This window comes from Nocardioides sp. NPDC127503 (assembly GCF_040302165.1).
Taxonomy (GTDB): domain Bacteria; phylum Actinomycetota; class Actinomycetes; order Propionibacteriales; family Nocardioidaceae; genus Nocardioides.
Genome location: NZ_JBEORH010000002.1, coordinates 378,827 through 398,091, shown reverse-complemented (window position 1 = coordinate 398,091; position 19,265 = coordinate 378,827). Strand labels below are relative to the sequence as shown.

19 protein-coding genes are annotated in these 19,265 nt (G+C 69.4%); 10 read left to right on the top strand and 9 right to left on the bottom strand.

What is annotated here, in order from left to right; translation table 11 throughout:
* Window positions 1-8: 8 nt before the first annotated feature.
* A complete protein-coding gene (locus ABTW65_RS05925; RefSeq protein ID WP_350659021.1) occupies window positions 9-1,658 on the bottom strand; it encodes an acyl-CoA dehydrogenase family protein in 1,650 nt (549 codons plus the stop codon).
* A 37-nt stretch (window positions 1,659-1,695) separates the two neighbouring features.
* Here ABTW65_RS05925 and ABTW65_RS05920 point away from each other — a divergent pair, with 37 nt between their 5' ends.
* The 3 genes from ABTW65_RS05920 to ABTW65_RS05910 all read left to right on the top strand — a co-directional run bounded on the left by ABTW65_RS05920 (window position 1,696) and on the right by ABTW65_RS05910 (window position 5,990).
* On the top strand, window positions 1,696-2,790 hold the full coding sequence (locus tag ABTW65_RS05920) for a potassium channel family protein (protein WP_350659020.1): 1,095 nt from the start codon (window positions 1,696-1,698) through the stop codon (window positions 2,788-2,790).
* A gap of 205 nt (window positions 2,791-2,995) precedes the next feature.
* Window positions 2,996-3,280, top strand: a complete 285-nt coding sequence (locus tag ABTW65_RS05915) for a DUF3263 domain-containing protein (protein ID WP_350659019.1) — start codon at window positions 2,996-2,998, stop codon at window positions 3,278-3,280.
* A 373-nt stretch (window positions 3,281-3,653) separates the two neighbouring features.
* Window positions 3,654-5,990, top strand: a complete 2,337-nt coding sequence (locus tag ABTW65_RS05910; RefSeq protein WP_350659018.1) for a M4 family metallopeptidase — start codon at window positions 3,654-3,656, stop codon at window positions 5,988-5,990.
* A gap of 73 nt (window positions 5,991-6,063) precedes the next feature.
* Here ABTW65_RS05910 and map read toward each other — a convergent pair whose 3' ends face one another.
* Genes map through ABTW65_RS05895 form a run of 3 tightly spaced genes read right to left on the bottom strand, consistent with a single transcriptional unit; the run spans window position 6,064 to window position 8,579 of the window.
* Window positions 6,064-6,831, bottom strand: coding sequence for a type I methionyl aminopeptidase (map, locus tag ABTW65_RS05905; RefSeq protein WP_350659017.1), 768 nt, complete (start codon window positions 6,829-6,831; stop codon window positions 6,064-6,066).
* A 57-nt stretch (window positions 6,832-6,888) separates the two neighbouring features.
* Entirely contained in the window at window positions 6,889-8,139 is a 1,251-nt protein-coding gene (locus ABTW65_RS05900; RefSeq protein WP_350659016.1) for an RNA polymerase sigma factor, read from the bottom strand.
* Entirely contained in the window at window positions 8,136-8,579 is a 444-nt protein-coding gene (locus tag ABTW65_RS05895; RefSeq protein WP_350659015.1) for a YciI family protein, read from the bottom strand. The genes ABTW65_RS05900 and ABTW65_RS05895 overlap by 4 nt, the downstream gene beginning before the upstream one ends.
* Window positions 8,580-8,693: 114 nt before the next feature.
* Here ABTW65_RS05895 and ABTW65_RS05890 point away from each other — a divergent pair, with 114 nt between their 5' ends.
* The gene (locus ABTW65_RS05890) at window positions 8,694-9,467 is read left to right on the top strand and encodes a GNAT family N-acetyltransferase (protein WP_350659014.1); all 774 of its coding nucleotides are present in this window, start codon (window positions 8,694-8,696) and stop codon (window positions 9,465-9,467) included.
* Here ABTW65_RS05890 and ABTW65_RS05885 read toward each other — a convergent pair whose 3' ends face one another.
* Genes ABTW65_RS05885 through ABTW65_RS05875 form a run of 3 tightly spaced genes read right to left on the bottom strand, consistent with a single transcriptional unit; the run spans window position 9,468 to window position 11,847 of the window.
* Window positions 9,468-10,178: a transporter substrate-binding domain-containing protein gene (locus ABTW65_RS05885; RefSeq protein ID WP_350659013.1), complete on the bottom strand. Its 711-nt coding sequence runs from the start codon at window positions 10,176-10,178 to the stop codon at window positions 9,468-9,470.
* A complete protein-coding gene (locus ABTW65_RS05880; RefSeq protein WP_350659012.1) occupies window positions 10,171-11,121 on the bottom strand; it encodes a D-2-hydroxyacid dehydrogenase family protein in 951 nt (316 codons plus the stop codon). Before ABTW65_RS05880 ends, ABTW65_RS05885 begins: the two co-directional genes overlap by 8 nt.
* Before the next feature lie 21 nt (window positions 11,122-11,142).
* Window positions 11,143-11,847, bottom strand: a complete 705-nt coding sequence (locus tag ABTW65_RS05875; RefSeq protein WP_350659011.1) for a hypothetical protein — start codon at window positions 11,845-11,847, stop codon at window positions 11,143-11,145.
* 120 nt (window positions 11,848-11,967) lie between these two features.
* Here ABTW65_RS05875 and ABTW65_RS05870 point away from each other — a divergent pair, with 120 nt between their 5' ends.
* Together ABTW65_RS05870 and ABTW65_RS05865 are read left to right on the top strand one after the other, a co-directional pair.
* A complete protein-coding gene (locus tag ABTW65_RS05870; protein WP_350659010.1) occupies window positions 11,968-12,600 on the top strand; it encodes a ClpP family protease in 633 nt (210 codons plus the stop codon).
* The gene (locus tag ABTW65_RS05865) at window positions 12,597-13,202 is read left to right on the top strand and encodes a ClpP family protease (RefSeq protein ID WP_350659009.1); all 606 of its coding nucleotides are present in this window, start codon (window positions 12,597-12,599) and stop codon (window positions 13,200-13,202) included. The genes ABTW65_RS05870 and ABTW65_RS05865 overlap by 4 nt, the downstream gene beginning before the upstream one ends.
* Window positions 13,203-13,227: 25 nt before the next feature.
* On the opposite strand, the gene ABTW65_RS05860 is transcribed toward ABTW65_RS05865, so the two are convergent.
* Window positions 13,228-13,548, bottom strand: a complete 321-nt coding sequence (locus tag ABTW65_RS05860; protein ID WP_350659008.1) for a helix-turn-helix domain-containing protein — start codon at window positions 13,546-13,548, stop codon at window positions 13,228-13,230.
* Window positions 13,549-13,811: 263 nt separating this feature from the next.
* Here ABTW65_RS05860 and ABTW65_RS05855 point away from each other — a divergent pair, with 263 nt between their 5' ends.
* Both ABTW65_RS05855 and ABTW65_RS05850 read left to right on the top strand, forming a co-directional pair.
* Complete coding sequence (locus tag ABTW65_RS05855) at window positions 13,812-14,279, top strand: hypothetical protein (RefSeq protein WP_350659007.1); 468 nt, start codon at window positions 13,812-13,814, stop codon at window positions 14,277-14,279.
* 110 nt (window positions 14,280-14,389) lie between these two features.
* Window positions 14,390-14,866 (top strand): hypothetical protein, encoded by a 477-nt coding sequence (locus ABTW65_RS05850; RefSeq protein WP_350659005.1) that lies wholly within the window; start codon window positions 14,390-14,392, stop codon window positions 14,864-14,866.
* On the opposite strand, the gene ABTW65_RS05845 is transcribed toward ABTW65_RS05850, so the two are convergent.
* Window positions 14,867-15,550: an MBL fold metallo-hydrolase gene (locus ABTW65_RS05845; protein WP_350659004.1), complete on the bottom strand. Its 684-nt coding sequence runs from the start codon at window positions 15,548-15,550 to the stop codon at window positions 14,867-14,869. It lies immediately after the preceding gene.
* Window positions 15,551-15,700: 150 nt separating this feature from the next.
* Here ABTW65_RS05845 and uvrA point away from each other — a divergent pair, with 150 nt between their 5' ends.
* Window positions 15,701-18,679: an excinuclease ABC subunit UvrA gene (uvrA, locus tag ABTW65_RS05840; protein ID WP_350659003.1), complete on the top strand. Its 2,979-nt coding sequence runs from the start codon at window positions 15,701-15,703 to the stop codon at window positions 18,677-18,679.
* 66 nt (window positions 18,680-18,745) lie between these two features.
* On the top strand, window positions 18,746-19,168 hold the full coding sequence (locus tag ABTW65_RS05835) for a Rieske (2Fe-2S) protein (protein ID WP_350659002.1): 423 nt from the start codon (window positions 18,746-18,748) through the stop codon (window positions 19,166-19,168).
* Window positions 19,169-19,265 lie beyond the last annotated feature (97 nt).

The following is a 19,265-nucleotide window of genomic DNA, read 5'->3' as shown; positions in this document are numbered from 1 at the left end:
CCGGGCCGCTACAGGGTCGGCGTCGCTCGCCGCATGACGGCCCTCTGGTCGCCGCCGGCGAGCATGCCGTACGTCCCGCCGTGACCATCCAGGCGGCTGGCGCAGAAGATGTCGGCCACCTCGTCCGGGCCGTGCTGGACCAGGAGACTTCCCTGGAGGAGGGCGGCCATGCTGCCGGCCAGTCGCCTGGCCGAGCGCTCCAGCTCCTCGGGACTCGTCATGGACTCGCCTAGCAGGGAGAGGGTGGCGTCGACGGCCCGGTCGTAGCGTCTGTCGGCGCCCTTGGCCCTGCCGACCTCGGTGATCCACGCGTCGAGAACCCCGGGTTCGCGCTGGATGGCGCGTAGGACGTCGAGGGCGTTGACGTTGCCGGAGCCCTCCCAGACCGAGTTGAGCGGGGACTCGCGGAAGAGCAGCGGCATCACCGACTCCTCCACGTAGCCGTTGCCGCCCAGGCACTCCAGCGCCTCGGCGACCATCGCCGGGGTGCGCTTGCAGACCCAGAACTTCGCCAGCGGCAGGCCGATGCGGCGCAGGGCCCGCTCGTGTTCGTCGTCCGGCCGGTCGACGGCGGCGGCCAGCCGCATCGCCAGGATGGTGGCCGCCTCGGACTCGACGACCAGGTCGGCGACCACGTTCTGCATCAACGGCTTGTCGGAAAGCGCGCCGCCGAACGCGGATCGGTGGGCAACGTGCCAGCTCGCCTCGGCCACCGCCCGGCGCATCAGGGCGGCCGAGCCCAGCACGCAGTCGAGGCGGGTGGCGGCGACCATCTCGATGATGGTGCGTACGCCGCGCCCCTCCTCACTCAGCCGGTAGGCGATCGTGCCGCGGAACTCCAGCTCGGAGCTGGCGTTGGAGCGGTTGCCGAGCTTGTCCTTGAGCCGCACCACGTCAAGGCGGTTCCGCTCTCCCGAGGGAAGGACGCGGGGGAGGAGGAAGCAGGTGAGGCCGTCGGGTGCTTGGGCCAGGACCAGGAAGACGTCGTTCATCGGGGCCGAGGTGAACCACTTGTGCCCGTGCAGCTCGTAGACGTCGTCGCCGACCGGACGCGCCTCGGTGATGTTCTGGCGTACGTCCGAGCCGCCCTGCTTCTCGGTCATCCCCATGCCCGCCAGGGTGCCGAGCTTTCCGGCGGGGTCGCGGAGACCGAAGTCGTAGGTCGTGGAGGCGAGCCTCGGCGCCCACTCCGCGGCGAGGGACTCGTCGGCGCGCAGCGCGGGGACTGCGGCGTACGTCATGGAGATCGGGCACAGGTGGCCGGGCTCGGTCTGGGACCAGGCCAGGAACCCGGCGGCGCGGCGTACGTGGGCGTGCTCGTCGCCCTTCTCCGCCAGCGCCCACGGCGCGGCGGCCAGGCCGTGGCCGACGGCCCTCTCCATCAGCCAGTGCCAGGACGGGTGGAAGGCGACCTCGTCGATCCGGTTGCCGTAGCGGTCGTAGGGAACCAGCTCGGGGTGGAAGCGGTTGGCGAGGCGGCCGTGCTCCTGGGCCTCGGCGGTGCCGGCCTGGGCGCCCAGGGAGACGAGCGAGTCGAGGGTCTCCTCGTCCGCATGGCGCAGGACCGCCGCGGACAGCGCGGCATCCCCGGTGACCACGTTGTGACCGGCGAGCTCCGGCGCCTGGTTGGTGACACGGCGGATGTCGGAGGCACTCATGCAACAGACGATAGAGCGCGGCGGATAGGGTCGTGATGTGTCCGAGACATCTGCATACGCCCCGAAGTGGGCCGGTGTCGAGCAGGTCGCTCTTCCCGAGACGGTGCGGTCGCCCTGGTGGCAGCTCGGACGGCGACTGCTGGCCGCGCTGGCGATCCTGGTCGGGACGGTCCTGCTGGTCTACCTCGACCGCGACGCGTACGCCGACAACAACGATCCCACGGGCCAGATCAGCCTGATCGACGCGATCTACTACACGACGGTGACGCTGAGCACGACCGGCTACGGCGACATCGCCCCGGTCGAGGCGCATGCGCGGATGATCAACGCGTTCATCATCACGCCGGCCCGCATCGCCTTCCTGGTGCTGCTGATCGGCACCACTCTCGAGGTCCTCACCAAGCAGGGCCGTGATCTCATCCGAGTCGCTCGCTGGAGGAGAAGGATGTCCCAGCACATCGTCGTCGTCGGGTACGGCACCAAGGGTCGCAGCGCCGTGGAGACGCTGCTCACCAACGGAGCGGATCCGGAGGAGTTCGTCGTCGTCGACCCCGACCCGGTGGCGCGCTCCGATGCCCACTCCGACGGGATCGCGGTGGTCACCGGGGACGCGACCCGACGCGAGGTGCTGATGCGGGCGGGCGTCAAGGACGCCCAGCAGGTCATCATCACCACCAACCGTGACGACTCCAACGTGCTCACGATCTTGACGGTGCGGCAGATCAACCCCGAGGCGTGGATCGTCGCCGCGGCCCGAGAGCGCGAGAACGCGCCGTTGATGAAGCAGTCCGGAGCCGACTCGGTGATCACCTCCGCCGACGCCGTCGGCCGGCTGATGGGTCTGTCGACGATCTCGCCGACCCTGGGCTCGGTCATGGAGGACCTGCTCAACTCCGGCACCGGGCTGGAGGTCGGTGAGCGCGACCTGCTGGTCAACGAGGTCGGCAAGCAGCCGCAGCAGCTGGCCGACCAGGTGATCGCGGTCGTACGCGACGAGAAGGTCTTCCGCTACTTCGACCCGGTCGTCGGCACCCTGTCGCGCGGGGACCGGCTGGTCGTCGTGCGGGCCGCGAGGGAGCTGCCCTGGGCGCCGCGTCCGGGGACGCACGGCGAGGACACCGCAGAGGCGTAGCAACACCCGCCGAAATAGAAGTCAGCCGCTGGCGTCTCGGGTCACCAGCGGCTGACATGGAAGAGATTAGCCGACCCTCCGGCGACCTTCAAAGAGTTGATCTGCACTTTTATGAAGATGGCCCGGATGGGCTATGCCGGGTAGTTCGAGGCGGTGGCCGCGTGGCGGTTTCGGAGGCGTCCGTCGCGCCTGGGATGATGTACGCATGACCGAGGCGCCCCACAGCCCCGGGTCTGCCGACGGGCAGCCGGGTCTTTCCGAGAACGAGAAGCGACTGCTCGACTTCGAGCGCTCCTGGTGGTCGGCCGGCACCGGTCGCGACGACGCGGTCCGGGAGCAGCTGGGGATGAGCGCGGCCGACTACCACCGCGCCGTCAACGACCTGATCGACAAGCCCGAGGCGCTCGCCTACGACGGAGTCCTGGTGCGCCGGCTGCGACGGCAGCGCGACGCGCGACGTACGCAGCGCTCGAAGAACCCCCGCTCATAGCCCTCTTGGGTGGTCCGAGTAGCCCGGTCGGATCATTTGCACTCTTCTGCATTGCAGGTGCTTGCACGTGTTCAGGATCGTCGGCTAACGTTCTTCTTGTCAGCCGCTGGTGACCCGAGACGCCAGCGGCTGACTTCTATTTCGGCCCACTTCCCGGGCTGCCGTTGCAGGCGAGCGCCTCCGGCAACTCTTGCGAAAACTGACGCATCCGACATGTGCCCGTGGGTATTCATATGTTGGCGTAAATGCGACTCCGTGCAGTGCGCGATTGTGAGGCTGGACGCGCATTGACCCGCTCCGCGGCCGATCGCCACTGTCCACAGGTCAGTATCGGCTGCTCCGCCTCGGCGGGGCCGGCTCAAGGAGAGTCTGCGTGAACAACAGACGCGTAGCACAGGGCCTGACCATGGCCCTCATCTCGGCGGTGGCCGCCATCAGCATGCCCACAGGCGTGCAGGCGGCCCCCGACCCCAAGCCCGGCAAGGGCACCGTGGCATCCCAGGAGACCGACGACGGCCGCGCCGTCGTCACCGGCAAGGAGGCCAGGACCGAGGCGGAGAGGTCGGCTGCGGCCTTCGTCGCCGCCGATCCCGCGGCGCTGAACCTCGGCGCCAAGGACGAGGCCGTCAGGCTGAAGACGTACCAGTCCTCCGGGCTGCAGTACGTCTCCTACGACCGCACCCACCAGGGCCTGCGCGTCGTCGGCGGTGACTTCGTCGTCGCCGCCGACGCCGAGGGCAACCTGCTGGGCACCTCGGTCGCCCAGGACGCTCCGGTCAAGGTCTCCACCACGAAGCCCGCGATCACCGAGGCGAAGGCACGGACGGTCGCCAAGGGCAAGGTGACCAGGCCGGTCGTCGAGTCCAGCGAGCTGGTCATCGTCCAGGGCGAGACCGGCTCGGACCTGGCGTACGAGACGATCGTGACCGGCACCCGCGCGGGCGAGCCCTCACGGCTCTCCGTCTTCGTCGACGCCGCCACGGGCAAGGTGCTCTCCACCAAGGAGCACGTCGTCGAGGGCACCGGAAACTCGGGCTACTCCGGGTCCGTGTCGATGTCGACGCAGCTCTCCGGCTCGACGTACTCGATGACCGACCCGTCCGCGACGACGCTCAAGTGCCAGAACTCGAGCGGCAACGTCACCTACACCGGCACCGACGACTCCTGGGGCAACGGCGACCCGACCAACCGGGAGACCGGCTGCGTCGACGCGTTCTACGCCGCCCAGCAGGAGAAGGGCATGCTGACCTCGTGGCTGGGGCGCTCGGGCATGGACGGCTCGGGCGGCTGGCTCCCGATCCGGGTGGGTCTGGCCGACGTGAACGCCTACTACGACGGTACGCAGGTGCAGATCGGGCACTCGCAGTCCGGCTCGCGCTGGATCGGCTCGCTCGACGTCGTCGCCCACGAGTTCGGCCACGGCATCGACGACCACACCCCCGGCGGGATCTCGGGTGGCAACACCCAGGAGTTCGTCGCGGACACCTTCGGTGCGGCCACCGAGTGGTACGACAACCAGACGGCCAACGACACCCCGGACTATCTCGTGGGTGAGGAGATCGACCTGGTCGGCGCCGGGCCGATCCGCAACATGTACAACCCGTCGCTGGTCGGCGACGACAACTGCTACTCGTCCTCGACGCCGGGCGACGAGGTTCACGCCGCCGCCGGACCGGGAAACCACTGGTTCTACCTGCTCGCCGAGGGGTCCAACCCGACCAACGGCCAGCCGACCTCGCCGACCTGCATCGGGTCGAGCGTCACCGGTGTGGGGATCCAGAAGGCGATGAAGGTCATGTACAACGCGATGCTGCTGAAGACCTCCTCGTCGTCGTACCTGAAGTACCGCACCTGGACGCTCACCGCGGCCAAGAACCTGTACGGCACCACCACCTGCACCGAGTTCAACGCGGTCAAGGCCGCCTGGAACGCCGTCTCGGTTCCGGCCCAGACCGGTGACCCGACCTGCACCCCGGGTGGCGGCAGCAGCCCCGTCACGGTGGCCTCGCCGGGCTCGAAGACCGGCACCGTCGGCACCGCGATCTCGTCCTTCACGGTCACGGCCTCGGGCGGCACCTCGCCCTACACCTACACCGCGACCGGCCTGCCGGCGGGCGTCTCGATCTCGTCCTCGGGCACGGTCTCCGGTACGCCGACCACGGCCGGCACCTACACGCCGACGGTCACCGCGACCGATGCCGCCGGTGTGACCGGCAACGTGCAGTTCACGTTCACGGTCTCCGGCACGGGTGGCGGCACCTGCTCGGGCCAGAAGCTGACCAACCCGGGCTTCGAGTCCGGCGCGACCGGCTGGACCGCCTCCTCGGGTGTGATCGACGGCTCGACCAGCGCGCCGGCGCACTCCGGGTCGTACAAGGCATGGATGAACGGCTACGGCTCCACCCACACCGACACGCTGTCGCAGTCGGTGACGATCCCGGCCGGGTGTGCCGCCTCGCTCACCTTCTGGCTGTACGTCGACTCCGATGAGACGACCACGAGCTCGGCGTACGACAAGCTGACGGTCAAGGCGGGGTCCACCACCCTGGCGACCTATTCGAACCTCAACAAGGGTTCGGGCTACGTCCAGAAGTCGCTCAGCCTCAACGGGCAGGCGGGCTCGACGGTCACCCTCACCTTCACCGGTACGGAGGACTCCTCCCTCGGGACGAGCTTCCTCATCGATGACACGGCAGTGAACCTGTCGTAGGAGAGACAGAAGCGCGGCGCCCCGCCTCCCTCTCGGGAGCGGGGCGCCGTCGCGTTCTTCGTACGTTCGTACGTCAGTCGCGCGCCGTCAGGATGAGCGGGCCGTCCTCGGTGATCGCGACGGTGTGCTCCATGTGGGCGCCGCGGGAGCCGTCGGCGCTGCGCAGGGTCCAGCCGTCGGGGTCGGTGAAGATCTCGTCGGTCGTGTGCAGGAACCACGGCTCGATCGCGATGACGAGACCGGGCTGCAGCTTGAAACCGCGGCCGGGGCGGCCGTCGTTGGCGATGTGCGGGTCGCCGTGCATGGTGCGGCCGACGCCATGGCCGCCGAACTGGGTGTTGATCTTGAGGCCCTTCGCGCGGGCGACGCCTGCGATCGCGTGGGAGATGTCGCCGACCTTGTTGCCGACGCGCGCGGCGTCGATGCCCGCGGCGAGCGCCTGCGTGGTGGTCTCGATCAGGTCGAGGTCCTCCTGGCGGGGCGTGCCGACGACGACGGAGAGGGCCGAGTCGGAGACCCAGCCGTCGACGCTCGCGGCGAAGTCGACGCTGAGCAGGTCGCCGTCCTGGAGCTTGTAGTCGAAGGGCAAGCCGTGCAGCACGCCGTCGTTGACCGAGGTGCAGAGCACCTTGCCGAACGGCATCGCGCCGAAGCTCGGGTGGTAGTCGATGTAGCAGGACTCCGCGCCGCGGTCCTTGATCATCTTGTGCGCCAGCTCGTCGAGCTCGAGCAGGTTCACACCCACGGCAGCGTGCTCGCGGAGTGCGGTCAGGACATCGGCCACGAATCGGCCGGCGGGCTTCATCTGCTCGATCTGGGTCGGGGTGCGCAGTTCGATCACAGGCACAGCGTAGCCTGAGAACGGTTCTCAGTAGAACTCAGCGGTGCGCGCTCCGCTTCAGCAGCGAGCATCGCGAAGCGCAGCTGCCTTTGAGGTCAGGAATCGGCGCTCGGCGAGATTGGTTGCCCGCACAGAGGCCAGATCGTACGCAGCGGCAGCACCGTCCAGGTCGCCGGCGAGCTCCAGCAGATGAGCGCGCACCGCCGGCACCCGCGGATGGTCGGCGAAGCCGGCGGCGCCGTTCTGGGCACAGTCGCGCAGGAGCTCGTCGAGCAGCGCGAGCGCGGGACCCGGGCCGTCGGCGTACCCGACCGCGACCGCCTTGTTGAGCGTCACGATCGGACCGGGGGCGACCTTCTCCAGCAACCCGTAGAGCGCGGTGATCTGCAGCCAGTCGGTCTCCTCCGCGGTGGGCGCGCGATTGTGGAGCGCGGCGATGGCGGCCTGGATCTGGTAGGTCCCCGGCCGCCCGGTGCCGATGACGGAGTCGATCAGGGCGATCCCCTCGCGGGTGGCCTCGCCGCGCCACCGGCTCCGGTCCTGGTCGGCCAGCGGCACCACGGCGCCGTGCGCGTCGATCCGGGCCGGACGACGAGCGTCGAGCAGCAGCATCAGCGCCAGCAGCCCGCCGAGCTCGCCGTGCGCGCTCCCCGTCATCCGGGCGAGCGCGGTGCGGGCGAGGCGGGTCAATCGGATCGCCTCGGCACACAGGTCGACCCGCTGCAGCTGGTCGCCCTCGGTCGCGACGTACCCCTCGTTGAAGAGCAGGTAGAGCACCTTCAGCATCGCCGGGATCCGCGCGGCGAGGTCGGCGGCGCCGTCGATCCCGAGCGAGCGGCCCTTGATCGTGGCCTTCGCCCGGGAGATCCGCTGCGCCATCGTCTTCTCCGGGACGAGGTAGGCGCTCGCGATCTCCCGGGTGGTGAGCCCGCCGACCGCCCGCAGGGTCAGCGCCACCGCCGAGGCCGGAGTCAGGCTGGGATGACAGCAGAGCAGGAGTACGTCGAGGGAGTCGTCCCCTTCGTACGTCTCCTGCCCCTCCGGCTCTGCCAGCTGATCGGCCTGCTCGCGGTCGCGGCGGCGCGACTCGCTGCGCTTGGCGTCGACGAGGCGGTGCATCGCGGTGGTGACCAGCCAGCCGCGGGGCTGCTCCGGAATGCCTCGTTCCGGCCAGGTGCGTACGGCCTCGACCAGCGCCTCCTGCACCGCGTCCTCGGCCGCATAGAAGTCGCCGCTGCGGCGGGTGACGATGGCGACGACCTGGGGCGTGAGGTCACGCAGGAGGTCAGCCGGCAGCGCCTCGGTCACTCGATGCTCGCCTCGCCGAAGGCGATGGTGTCGTCGACGGAGGAGCCGTCGGTGCCGTGGTACATCCGGCGCACCTGGATCGGCTGCTCAATCGGCCGTCCGCCCGGGCCGGGCGCGGCGGAGTAGAGCCCGGCGATCTCCAGGGCGCGCTCCTGGGTCTCGGCGTCGATGATCATGTAGCCGGCGACCCACTCCTTGAACTCCTGGAACGGTCCGTCGGTGACGGTCTTGTCGGTGCCGTCCGAGGTCACCACGAAGGCCTGGTCGGGCGGCGTCAGCGCCTCGACGTGCACCAGCTCGCCGGACTCGGTCAGGGCCTTGTTGAGCGCTTCGTAGTAGCTCATGTGGCCCTGCACCTCCTCCGGCTTCCACCCGGCCAGACCGCCGGGAGTCTCGTCGTTGCCGGCTTGGTAGTCGAGGATCATCAGGTAGCGAGGCATGTCCTCACCCTTCCACTTCGGACGCTCCTTGTAAGCGCCATTCACCAGGGGAACGGAGCCGGCTGCCCGATAACTACATGCTTCTGCGTACGACTTCGGCGTAGGTTTCTCGCCGTGCTGAAGGCCTATGACGAACAGTTGCGAACCGATGCCGAGACCTCCGGGGCGGTGTCGGTTACCCGGCACGGTCCGTTGCGGATGGCCACCTTCGGGGGCGGACGAGGATTCATCTCCTACCAGGACCTCGACGGGGCTGATGCCGCCGGCGTCGAGGAGCTGGTCGCTGCGGCGGTGGCGCACTTTGACGCCGATCCAGCCGTCGAGGAGGTCGAGTGGAAGACCCGCGGCCACGACCACGCCCCGGGGCTGCACGAGACGCTGCTGCGGCACGGGTTCGCGCCCGAGGACCCCGAGTCGATCATGGTGGGCGAGGCCCGGCTGCTGGCCGTCGACGTGCCGCTGCCCGACGGGATCGGCCTGCGTGCCATCACCAGCGAGGAGGACGTACGCGCCGCCAGCTTCGTCCAGGACGGCGTCTTCGGCTCGCCGGCCTCGGAGGCTCGGGTCGAGAGCCAGCTGCGTGGGATCGCGGCGGGGGAGAGCGAGATGTGGGTCGCCGAGGCGGACGGCGAGATCGTCAGTGCCGGCCGGATCGACATGGTGCCGGACACGGAGTTCGCCGGCATCTGGGGCGGAGTGACGCTGGAGAAGTGGCGCGGCCGCGGCATCTACCGCGCCCTCACCGCCGCTCGCGCCCGCACCGCCATCGCCCGGGGCAAGCGCTACATCCACAGCGACTCCACCGAGTTCTCCCGGCCGATCCTCGAGCGCTCGGGGCTGGCGAAGGTCGGCACCACCACGCCGTACGTCCGGCGCAGCCCTCGCTGATCAGGGCGCGACCGACGCGACCTGACCCGAGCTGGCCAGCGACTCGGCGATCCGGCCGCTCGCCTTCAGGTCCTCGACCAGCTCGTGCAGGAAGCTCACGGTGGCAGGCGAGTGGTTCCGCGCGACCGCCACGGCCTGGCGGATCTCCATGAACCGCGGCTCGACCAGCCGCAGACCGGGGTCGGCGGCGACGTGCCGGGTGAGGGGCTGCCGGATCCCGGCGGCGACCTCGAGCCCGAGCTCGCGGAAGGCGTCGATCCCGTCGGCGCCGCGTACGACCTCGGCGTTCTCCAGCGTGCGGGTCAGGAAGAGGTCGTAGGCCGAGCCCTCCTTCACGCCGACCCGAACGCCGGGGCGGTCCACGTCGTCCGCGGTCCGGATGGGGGAGTCGGCCGCGACGGCGTAGACGCCCTCGATGAGGACGTACGGCGCGGTGAACTCGACGTCGGCGGCCCGCGCGGGCTCGATCGCGAGGAAGGCAACATCGGCGGCCCCGGTCCGCAGCGCCTCGAAGGACTTGCGGGCGGCGTCGAAGCACTGGAAGGAGACCGGTACGCCGAGCCGGTGCGCCAGCTCGCGGGCGATGTCCACGGTGACTCCGCTCGGCGCCTCAGGGGTGCCCTGGGCGAGGACCGGGTTGCCCAGATTGATCGAGGCGCGCAGAGTGCCGGTCGGTGCCAGATCGGCGGCGTGCTGCATCGGGTCAAGCATCAGGGTCCTTCGGCAGGAGGGTGCGGATCGGGTCGCCGACCAGCCAGGCGGCGATGTCCTCGACGGCGCCACCGTAGAAGCGTCGGTAGTTGTCCTCGGTGACGTAGCCGAGATGCGGGGTCGCGACCACGTTCGGAAGATGGCGCAGCACGTCGTCGACGGGCAGCGGCTCGACGTCGAAGACGTCCAGGCCAGCTCCGGCGATCGTCCCGGAGCCGAGGTGGGCGACCAGTGCCTCGGTGTCGACCAGACCGGCACGCGAGGTGTTGACCAGGTGGGCGGTGGCCTTCATCGAGGCCAGGTCGGCATGTCCGACGATGTGTCGCGTGGCCTCGGAGAGGACGAGATGGATCGAGACGATGTCGCTGGTCTCGAAAAGCGTGGCCTTGTCGACCGCACGCACCCCGAGCGGCTCGGTGCGCTCGGGGGTGAGGTGGGGGCTCCAGGCGACCACATCCATCCCGAACGCCTGCCCGACGGCCGCGACCCGAGCCCCGATCTTGCCGATCCCGAGCAGGCCGAGGGTCCGGCCGTGGAGGTCGCTCCCGACGGTCCGCTGCCAGCCGGGCCCGGTCGCCTCGGTCACGATGTGGCGGGTCAGCGCATGGATCAGCGCCCAGGTCAGCTCGACGGGAGGATGCGGGCTCGACGAGGTGCCGCACACGGTGATCCCCAGCCGATCCGCCGCGGCGAGATCGATCGAGGCATTGCGCATCCCGGTCGTGACCAGCAGCTTCAGGTCGGGCAACCGTTCCAGGACGGCGGCCGGGAACGGCGTACGCTCCCGCATCGCCACCACGATCTCGGCACCGTCGAGCGCCCGGACCAGCGCGTCCGGCCCGAGGTGCTCGGTCAGCGACGTCACCTCGATGCCGTCGAGAGAGTCCCATGCGGCGTACGTCCTCGCCACGTCCTGATAGTCGTCGAGAATCACGCAGCGCACGTGCAGAGCGTACGAGGTGGGTCAGTAGCGATTCAGGAGGTGCTCGGGAACGAGGTGGAGAAAGGCGGCCAGGTCGGCCAGACGTGGTTCGAGCTCTTCGGGTCGCGCGGGTCCGTCGATGACCATGACCAGCCAGGTCCCGTCGAACTGATAGCGCGCCACGTTGCGTAGGAGGTGGTCGCGCATCTCCTCGTGGAGCACAGCCGTGGCAAACGCCTTGCGGGTCGTCTCCACGAAGTACGCGCGTTCGAAGGAGTCCTCGCTGCGGGAGAGCAGCCGCGACAGGCCAGTGGGGCGGGGCTTCGGCCGAATGTGCAGCCACGGGTGGAGATGCCCGAGGTCGAACCCGACCAGGTGGAGGCGCTCCGATCGGTAACGGTAGAGGCCTCGGATCATGGGTTCGCGCGACCACGACCGGTGCTCGTAGGAGAGGAAGGGCAGGCCGGCGTGGGTGCCGGTGACCACGTCGATCGCCTGTGGTCCGGGGGTGAGTGCGGAGTCCGCTTCCGTCGGCATCAGCTGGAATCTCGTCGGGGCGCTCTCGCCCTTGCTGGTGTAGGTCCAGCCGCGACTCGCGCACAGGGCTGCATACGCGGCGTCCGGGCCGGGATCCCGAGCGAGCCGGCGCATCTTGACGCCCGTCGTTGTCGCGACCCCGACGGCGTAGAGGCCGTACGCAAGCACTGCTGCGGCCAGGATATGAACGACACCGACGTCGGCGAGCATGGGTGAGAGTGTGCCGCAGCCTCTGCCGGAGCGGGGTCAGACCGCGTGATCTGCTGAGGGCAGATCTGCCCACGGCAGATTCGCTGGAATGCGGCGTACGCGTGGATCAGGCTCGACAGCATGACCCAGACACCCATCACGGCCGGGCCGCTCGACGAGCAGCTCACGGCACGACTGCAGAACCAGAGGATCATCGTGCTCGGCCAGGAGGTGGACGACGCGATCGCGAACCGGATCTGCGCCCAGCTGCTCCTGCTCAGCGCGGAGGATCCGCACCGCGACATCTCCCTCTACATCAACTCGCCCGGCGGCTCGGTGACGGCCGGGATGGCGATCTACGACGTGATGCACCTGATCCCCAACGACGTCTCCACGCTGGGGATGGGGATGGCGGCCAGCATGGGGCAGTTCCTGCTCACCGCGGGCACGCCGGGCAAGCGCTACGTCCTCCCGCACACCGAGGTGCTGCTGCACAAGGGATCCGCCGGGATCGGCGGCTCCGCGGCCGACATCGAGGTGCAGGCCGCACGGCTGGCGCGGATGACAGAGCAGATGCTCCGGATCACCGCGGCCCACACCGGTCAGAGCGTCGAGCAGATCGACCACGACTCGCTGCGCGACCGGTGGTTCACCGCCGAGGAGGCGCGCGAGTACGGGTTCGTGGACGAGGTGCTCAACGACGTGCAGTCGGTGACGCCGGTGCAGCAGCGCAGCGCCGCCTTCGGTCTCTCCGCGGCGGGAGGTGCCCGATGAGCTCGTACACGATTCCCTCGGTCATCGAGAAGACCCCACGTGGCGAGCGGGCGCTCGATGTCTACAGCCGCCTGCTCTCGGACCGGATCGTCTATCTCGGTACGCCGATCGATGACGGGGTGGCCAACGTGGTCATCGCGCAGCTGATCCACCTGGAGTCGGACGCGCCCGACACGCAGATCGAGCTCTATCTCAACTCTCCCGGCGGCGACCCGACCGCGATGCTGGGCATCTACGACACGATGCAGTTCCTGCGTTCTCCGGTGGCGACCACCTGCGTGGGCCAGGCGGCGGGCTCTGCGGCCGTGCTGCTGGCCGCGGGGGAGCCGGGGCGGCGTACGGTCCTCCCGCACGCGCGGGTCGTGCTGCAGCAGCCGGGCCAGGACGGTCAGCGGGGCGATGTCACCGACCTGCAGGTCGCGGCGAAGGAGATTGGCCGGGTGCGAGCCGAGATGGACGCGCTGCTGGCGCGCCACACCGGCCACGGCACCGACCAGATCCACGCCGACACCGAGCGCGACCTCGTCCTCGGGGCCGAGGAAGCGGTGGCGTACGGCCTGGTTGATGCGGTGCTGGAGAGCCGCAAGCTCGCCTCGGTGTGACCTGGGGTGACCAGGCCGGCGGAGGTCAGGCGGCGAGAGCCATCGGGCCGGTCGGGCGGGCGCCCGCACGCAGCGTGCGGGTGACCCGCTCGGTGAGGTCGACGAGGCCGAGGCCCAGCGCACCACCGACCGCCTCGAGCACCTCGGAGCTGGGCTCCTTGCGGCCGCGCTCGATCTCGGAGAGATACTGCGTCGAGACACCGGCATCGCCGGCGACGTCGGCGAGCGTGCGCTCCTGGCGGGACCGCTCGTCGCGGATCACCTGGCCGGCGGCTTCACGCCACAGCGGCGCCGGCTTGTCGTGGTCCGGCAGCGGATGGCCGGGAAACCTGATCACTTCGCCCATGCCAACACACTAGCGCCCCACACGAGGCCCCGACGGCCCGTTCGCGCCGGGCGAACAGACCTCTTACCAGGGGTTATATCGGTCGAACGATAGATGACAAGGACTTGCCAGCAAGGCCCGACACCCCGATAGTGGTCGCACAGTTTGGATCTTTGTAGGTCTACTGTGCACGACCAGAGAACTTGTCGAGTCGTTGGTATCACGGGGGAATCGTGTTGCATCGCAAGCAGATCGCCTTGGCTGGAATGGCAACGGGGCTGGCCATGACGAGCATCGGGATTGGTGGCCTGATCGTCGGCAACGCCGGAGCAGAAGAGCCAGGACACAACTACGCCACGGACGAGTCCGGGATCAGCCTGATCTCGCCGGTCTCGCCGGTGGCACCGCTGGAGAAGTCGTCCTCGACGCCTTCGCAGGCTGGTCCACCCAGCCAGATGGGTCCCGGGAGCGAGGTTCCCGAGGTCGCTGAGCCGGTCCCGGCGAGCCCGCGGTCGGTCGAGGAGTCGGCAGGCGGCTCCATGTCCCCGCTCCCGGCGCGACCCACTCAGGTGCCGTCGGAGCCGAGGCCCTCGGGTAGGCCGACCGAGTCGCCGAGCGAGCCCAGCCAGTCGCCGAGCGGGAGCCCGAGCGACCCGAGCGAGTCGCCGAGCGAGCCGAGTGAGTCGCCGAGCGAGCCGAGTGAGTCGCCGAGCGAGCCCAGCGAGTCGCCGAGCGAGACCCCCAGCGAGTGACCCAGGCTCCCGGGTGAGGTGCCGCGATGCCCCGGGGTGGGTAACGCTCGAGGCCTCGCTGCCCTACGCTGTGCGCCACACCAGGCGCGGGGCGGGTACAGGGAGTCGAGTTGCAGAGCAAGCAGGTCGCCGTGGCAGGCATCCTGACGGGCGGAGTCATCACCGGTCTCGGGGTGGTCGTCCTCATCGCCGGCCTGGCGCAGGCCGAGCGACCCGATCGTGACCCGGTCACTGGTTATGAGGACGTCGGGAACGTCTATCCCGATGTGGATCCGCTGCCGCCGGCGCCCGGATCGACGCCGTCCGAGGAGCCCTCGGACGGCTCGTCCGCGCGTCCGCGTGGTTCTGCGGCCGATCGTGACGGCGCGACACATCAACCGGAGGCCGACCCGTCGATGACCGGCGGCCCGAATCGGCCGACGCCGTCGCGTGAGCCGGACGAGCCCGCCGAGACCGGTGGCTCGACGCCCACCTCCGGGCCCACGCGTACGGCGGAACCGGAGCCCAGCGTCGAGCCGACCGAGTCGGCAGATCCGACCACGGACCCGACGCCGACGGAGACCGCGACCCCGACTACGGAGCCGTAGTCACCAGCCCCGCTCGCGCCACTCGGCGAGATGAGGACGCTCGGCGCCGAGCGTGGAGTCGTCGCCGTGGCCCGGATAGAACCAGGTCTCGTCGGGGAGGGTGCCGAAGATGCGCTCCTCGACATCGTCGAGCAGTTGGGTGAAACGTACGGGATCCTGCTGGGTGTTTCCGACGCCTCCCGGGAAGAGGCTGTCGCCGGTCCACAGATGTGGCATGCCCTCGGGGTCGCGGTAGACGAGGGCGACCGACCCGGGCGTGTGTCCGCGCAGCGCGATGACCTCGAGGGTGCAGTCGCCGACGGTGACGGTGTCGTTGTGGGAGAGCGTGCGAGAGATGGGTACGCCGGTGGCCTCCGTGATCGCGGCGGCATCGGGCTCTCCGGCGAGGGTGGTGGCGCCGGTCGCGGCGGTGACGTCGGCCAGGGCCCGGTGGTGGTCCCAATGCTGGTGGGTGGTGACGACGGTGGCCAGCTCCTCACCGATGAGTGGGAGCAGGGTCTCCGGCTCGGCAGCGGCGTCGATCAGAAGCTGTTCGCCGGTCGCCCGGCAGCGCAGCAGGTAGCAGTTGTTGGACATCTGCGCGTCGACGGCGACCTTCGTGATGGTCAGCCGGCCGAGCTCGCGTACGTCGGCCGGGCCGCCCGGTTTCACCGCGCCTGTATAAGTGGTAGGGGCATCGCTCATGCGTCTATGCAAGCACGTCGGACACGACCAGAAGTAAAATGTCGGTGCTCCGTGAGAGGGTGCCATCTGGGAGTCTTCCCGGCGTCGTATGATGCGAACATCTGTTCGACGCAGTAGCGCGATGCGATAAGCACTGGACGAGGAAAGAACGTGGCGGAGCAGCAGCTGATCATCCGGGGAGCCCGGGAGCACAACCTGAAGGATGTCTCCCTCGACCTGCCTCGGGACTCGATGATCGTGTTCACCGGCCTGTCCGGAAGCGGGAAGTCGAGCCTCGCGTTCGACACCATCTTCGCGGAGGGCCAGCGTCGCTACGTCGAGTCGCTGTCGGCCTACGCTCGACAGTTCCTCGGTCAGATGGACAAGCCCGACGTCGACTTCATCGAGGGGCTCTCCCCGGCGGTGTCGATCGACCAGAAGTCGACCTCGAAGAACCCGCGCTCGACGGTCGGCACCATCACCGAGGTCTACGACTACCTGCGTCTGCTCTACGCCCGCGCCGGGCGTCCGCACTGCCCGACCTGTGGTGCGCCGATCGAGCGGCAGACGCCGCAGCAGATCGTGGACCACGTGCTCACGCTGGAGGAGGGGCGCCGCTTCCAGGTGCTGAGCCCGGTGATCCGGGCCCGCAAGGGGGAGTACGTCGAGCTCTTCAGCCAGCTGCAGCAGCAGGGCTACTCCCGGGTGCGGGTGGACGGCGAGACCCACCAGCTCGACGCGCCGCCCAAGCTCGAGAAGCAGAAGAAGCACACCATCGAGGTGGTCATCGACCGGCTCGCGGTCAAGGAGTCCTCCAAGCGGCGGCTGACCGACTCGGTCGAGACCGCGCTGGAGCTGGCCGGCGGTCTGGTCGTCTTCGACTTCGTGGACACCGGCGAGCAGATGAAGTTCTCCGAGCGGATGTCGTGCCCCAACGACCACCTGCTCGACACCGACGAGCTCGAGCCGCGGTCGTTCTCGTTCAACTCGCCCTTCGGCGCCTGCCCGGCCTGCACGGGCCTCGGCACCCGGATGGAGGTGGACCCCGAGCTGGTCGTCCCCAACCCGGCAGCCACGCTCTCCGAGGGCGCGCTGCAGCCCTGGTCCCAGGCCCACGTCGCCGAATACTTCCTGCGCCTGCTGGAGGCTCTCGGTGGTGAGCTCGGCTTCGACCTGGACACACCCTGGGACGACATCCCGGTGGCCGGGCAGAAGGCGATCCTCGACGGTCACGGACACAAGGTGCACGTGGTCTCCGTCAACCGCTACGGCCGGCGCCGTTCCTACGACGCCGAGTTCGAAGGCGTACGCCGCTGGGTGGAGCGGCGCCACAAGGAGGCCGAGTCCGACACCACCCGGGAGCGCTTCGAGGGCTACATGCGGCAGGTGCCGTGCCCGACCTGTAAGGGCACCCGGCTCAAGCCCGTCTCGACCTCGGTGACGCTGGGGGAGCGGAACCCTGCTACTGGGCGAGGCGGTCTCAACATCGCCGAGCTCTGCGCGCTGCCGATCAACGAGGCCGCGGAGTGGCTCGACCAGGTCGAGCTCAGCGGCCGGGAGCGACAGATCGCCGAGCAGGTCCTCAAGGAGATCCAGGCGCGGCTGCGCTTCCTCCTCGACGTCGGCCTCGACTACCTCTCCCTGGAGCGACCCTCAGGTTCGCTCTCCGGCGGTGAGGCCCAGCGGATCCGGCTGGCGACCCAGATCGGGTCCGGTCTGGTCGGCGTCCTCTACGTGCTGGACGAGCCGTCCATCGGCCTCCACCAGCGCGACAACCACCGGCTGATCGAGACCCTCGAGCGGCTCAAGCGGCTCGGCAACACCCTGATCGTCGTCGAGCACGACGAGGACACCATCAAGGTCGCCGACTGGGTCGTCGACATCGGCCCCGGCGCCGGTGAGCACGGCGGCCAGGTGATCCACTCCGGCACGGTCGAGGAGCTGCTAGCCAACGAGCAGTCGGTGACCGGTCAGTATCTGGCGGGTCGTCGCGAGATCGCCGTCCCGGCCGTACGCCGCCCCCGCACCGCCGGGCGGGAGCTGACCGTCCACGGGGCCAAGGAGAACAACCTCAAGGACATCGACGTCACGTTCCCGCTGGGGCTCTTCCTCGCGGTCACCGGCGTCTCCGGCTCGGGCAAGTCGACGCTCGTCAACGACATCCTCTACACCGCCCTGGCCAAGGAGTTCTACCGCGCCCGCACCGTTCCGGGCCGGCACACCAAGATCTCCGGCCTGGACAACGTCGACAAGGTGATCCACGTCGACCAGTCCCCGATCGGGCGTACGCCGCGGTCCAACCCTGCCACCTACACCGGCGTCTTCGACCACATCCGCAAGCTCTTCGCCTCCACCCCGGAGGCCAAGATGCGGGGCTACCTGCAGGGCCGGTTCTCGTTCAACGTCAAGGGCGGCCGCTGCGAGGCCTGCTCCGGTGACGGCACGATCAAGATCGAGATGAACTTCCTGCCCGATGTGTACGTCCCGTGCGAGGTCTGCCACGGCGCGCGCTACAACCGCGAGACGCTCGAGGTGCACTACAAGGGCAAGTCGATCGCCGAGGTGCTCGACATGCCGATCGAGGAGGCGGTGGAGTTCTTCGCCGCCGTGCCCGCGATCGCGCGCCACATGAAGACCCTGGTCGAGGTCGGCCTGGGCTACGTGCGGCTGGGGCAGCCCGCGACCACCTTGTCCGGTGGTGAGGCGCAGCGGGTCAAGCTCTCCGCCGAGCTGCAGAAGCGCTCGACCGGCAAGACGCTCTACGTCCTCGACGAGCCGACCACTGGCCTCCACTTCGAGGACATCCGCAAGCTCATCGGCGTGCTCTCTTCGCTGGTCGACAAGGGCAACACAGTGCTGGTGATCGAGCACAACCTCGACGTGATCAAGACCGCCGACTGGATCATCGACATGGGTCCGGAGGGCGGCAACCGCGGCGGCATGGTGATTGCCGAGGGCACTCCCGAGACCGTCGCCGAGACCCCTGGTAGCCACACCGGTGGCTTCCTCGCCCCGCTGCTCGACGGCAAGGCCGCCGAGCAGCCGCCGGACAAGCCGGTGAAGGCGAAGGAGGAGCCGGCCAAGACCCCCGCCAAGAAGACGGCGGCCAAGAAGAAGCCGGCGACGCGGAAGAAGGTCAGCGCGTCCTGACCTGAGATCGAGATTTGCCCGACGGTTTGCGCTCAGCCGGGGACACGCACGCCTATTCTGGGCGGCATGAGTGAATCTCGAATCACCCGGCGGAAGGTCGTCACCGGCACCGCGGTGACCGCGGTCGGCGTCCCTCTCCTGGCAGCATGCGGCAGCGGTGACGGCGACACCGGCTCCTCGGGTGACGGCGGGTCAGGTGGCAGCGGCCCGCTGGTCGCGACCAGCGAGGTCCCGGTCGGCGGGGGAGTGATCGTCGCTGACCGCAACCTGGTGGCCACCCAGCCGACCGAGGGCACGTTCAAGGTCTTCTCCGCGATCTGCACCCATCGGAGCTGCCCGGTCACGAAGGTCGCGGGCGGCACCATCGACTGCCCGTGCCACGGCAGCCGGTTCTCGATCGAGGACGGCTCGGTGACGCAGGGCCCGGCGACGGGTGCGCTGGAGGAGGTCGCCTTCGAGGTCACCGACGGTGAGATCGTCCCCAGCTGAGCCACGCCTCGTCGAGGCGTCGCCCCCGCAGGCCGAGGCGTCACGCGCACAGATCGAGGCGTCAGTTCTGCAGGCCGACACGTCACGCCGCTGCCCA

What these genes read in the sequence shown, in the direction of transcription:
- ABTW65_RS05925 (WP_350659021.1), bottom strand. Translation starts at nt 1,658, where the DNA reads ATGAGTGCCTCCGACATCCGCCGTGTCACCAACCAGGCGCCGGAGCTC.
- ABTW65_RS05915 (WP_350659019.1), top strand. Translation starts at nt 2,996, where the DNA reads ATGACCGAGGCGCCCCACAGCCCCGGGTCTGCCGACGGGCAGCCGGGT.
- ABTW65_RS05895 (WP_350659015.1), bottom strand. Translation starts at nt 8,579, where the DNA reads ATGCCTCGCTACCTGATGATCCTCGACTACCAAGCCGGCAACGACGAG.
- ABTW65_RS05885 (WP_350659013.1), bottom strand. Translation starts at nt 10,178, where the DNA reads ATGCTTGACCCGATGCAGCACGCCGCCGATCTGGCACCGACCGGCACT.
- ABTW65_RS05875 (WP_350659011.1), bottom strand. Translation starts at nt 11,847, where the DNA reads ATGCTCGCCGACGTCGGTGTCGTTCATATCCTGGCCGCAGCAGTGCTT.
- ABTW65_RS05870 (WP_350659010.1), top strand. Translation starts at nt 11,968, where the DNA reads ATGACCCAGACACCCATCACGGCCGGGCCGCTCGACGAGCAGCTCACG.
- ABTW65_RS05865 (WP_350659009.1), top strand. Translation starts at nt 12,597, where the DNA reads ATGAGCTCGTACACGATTCCCTCGGTCATCGAGAAGACCCCACGTGGC.
- ABTW65_RS05860 (WP_350659008.1), bottom strand. Translation starts at nt 13,548, where the DNA reads ATGGGCGAAGTGATCAGGTTTCCCGGCCATCCGCTGCCGGACCACGAC.
- ABTW65_RS05855 (WP_350659007.1), top strand. Translation starts at nt 13,812, where the DNA reads ATGACGAGCATCGGGATTGGTGGCCTGATCGTCGGCAACGCCGGAGCA.
- ABTW65_RS05845 (WP_350659004.1), bottom strand. Translation starts at nt 15,550, where the DNA reads ATGAGCGATGCCCCTACCACTTATACAGGCGCGGTGAAACCGGGCGGC.
- ABTW65_RS05835 (WP_350659002.1), top strand. Translation starts at nt 18,746, where the DNA reads ATGAGTGAATCTCGAATCACCCGGCGGAAGGTCGTCACCGGCACCGCG.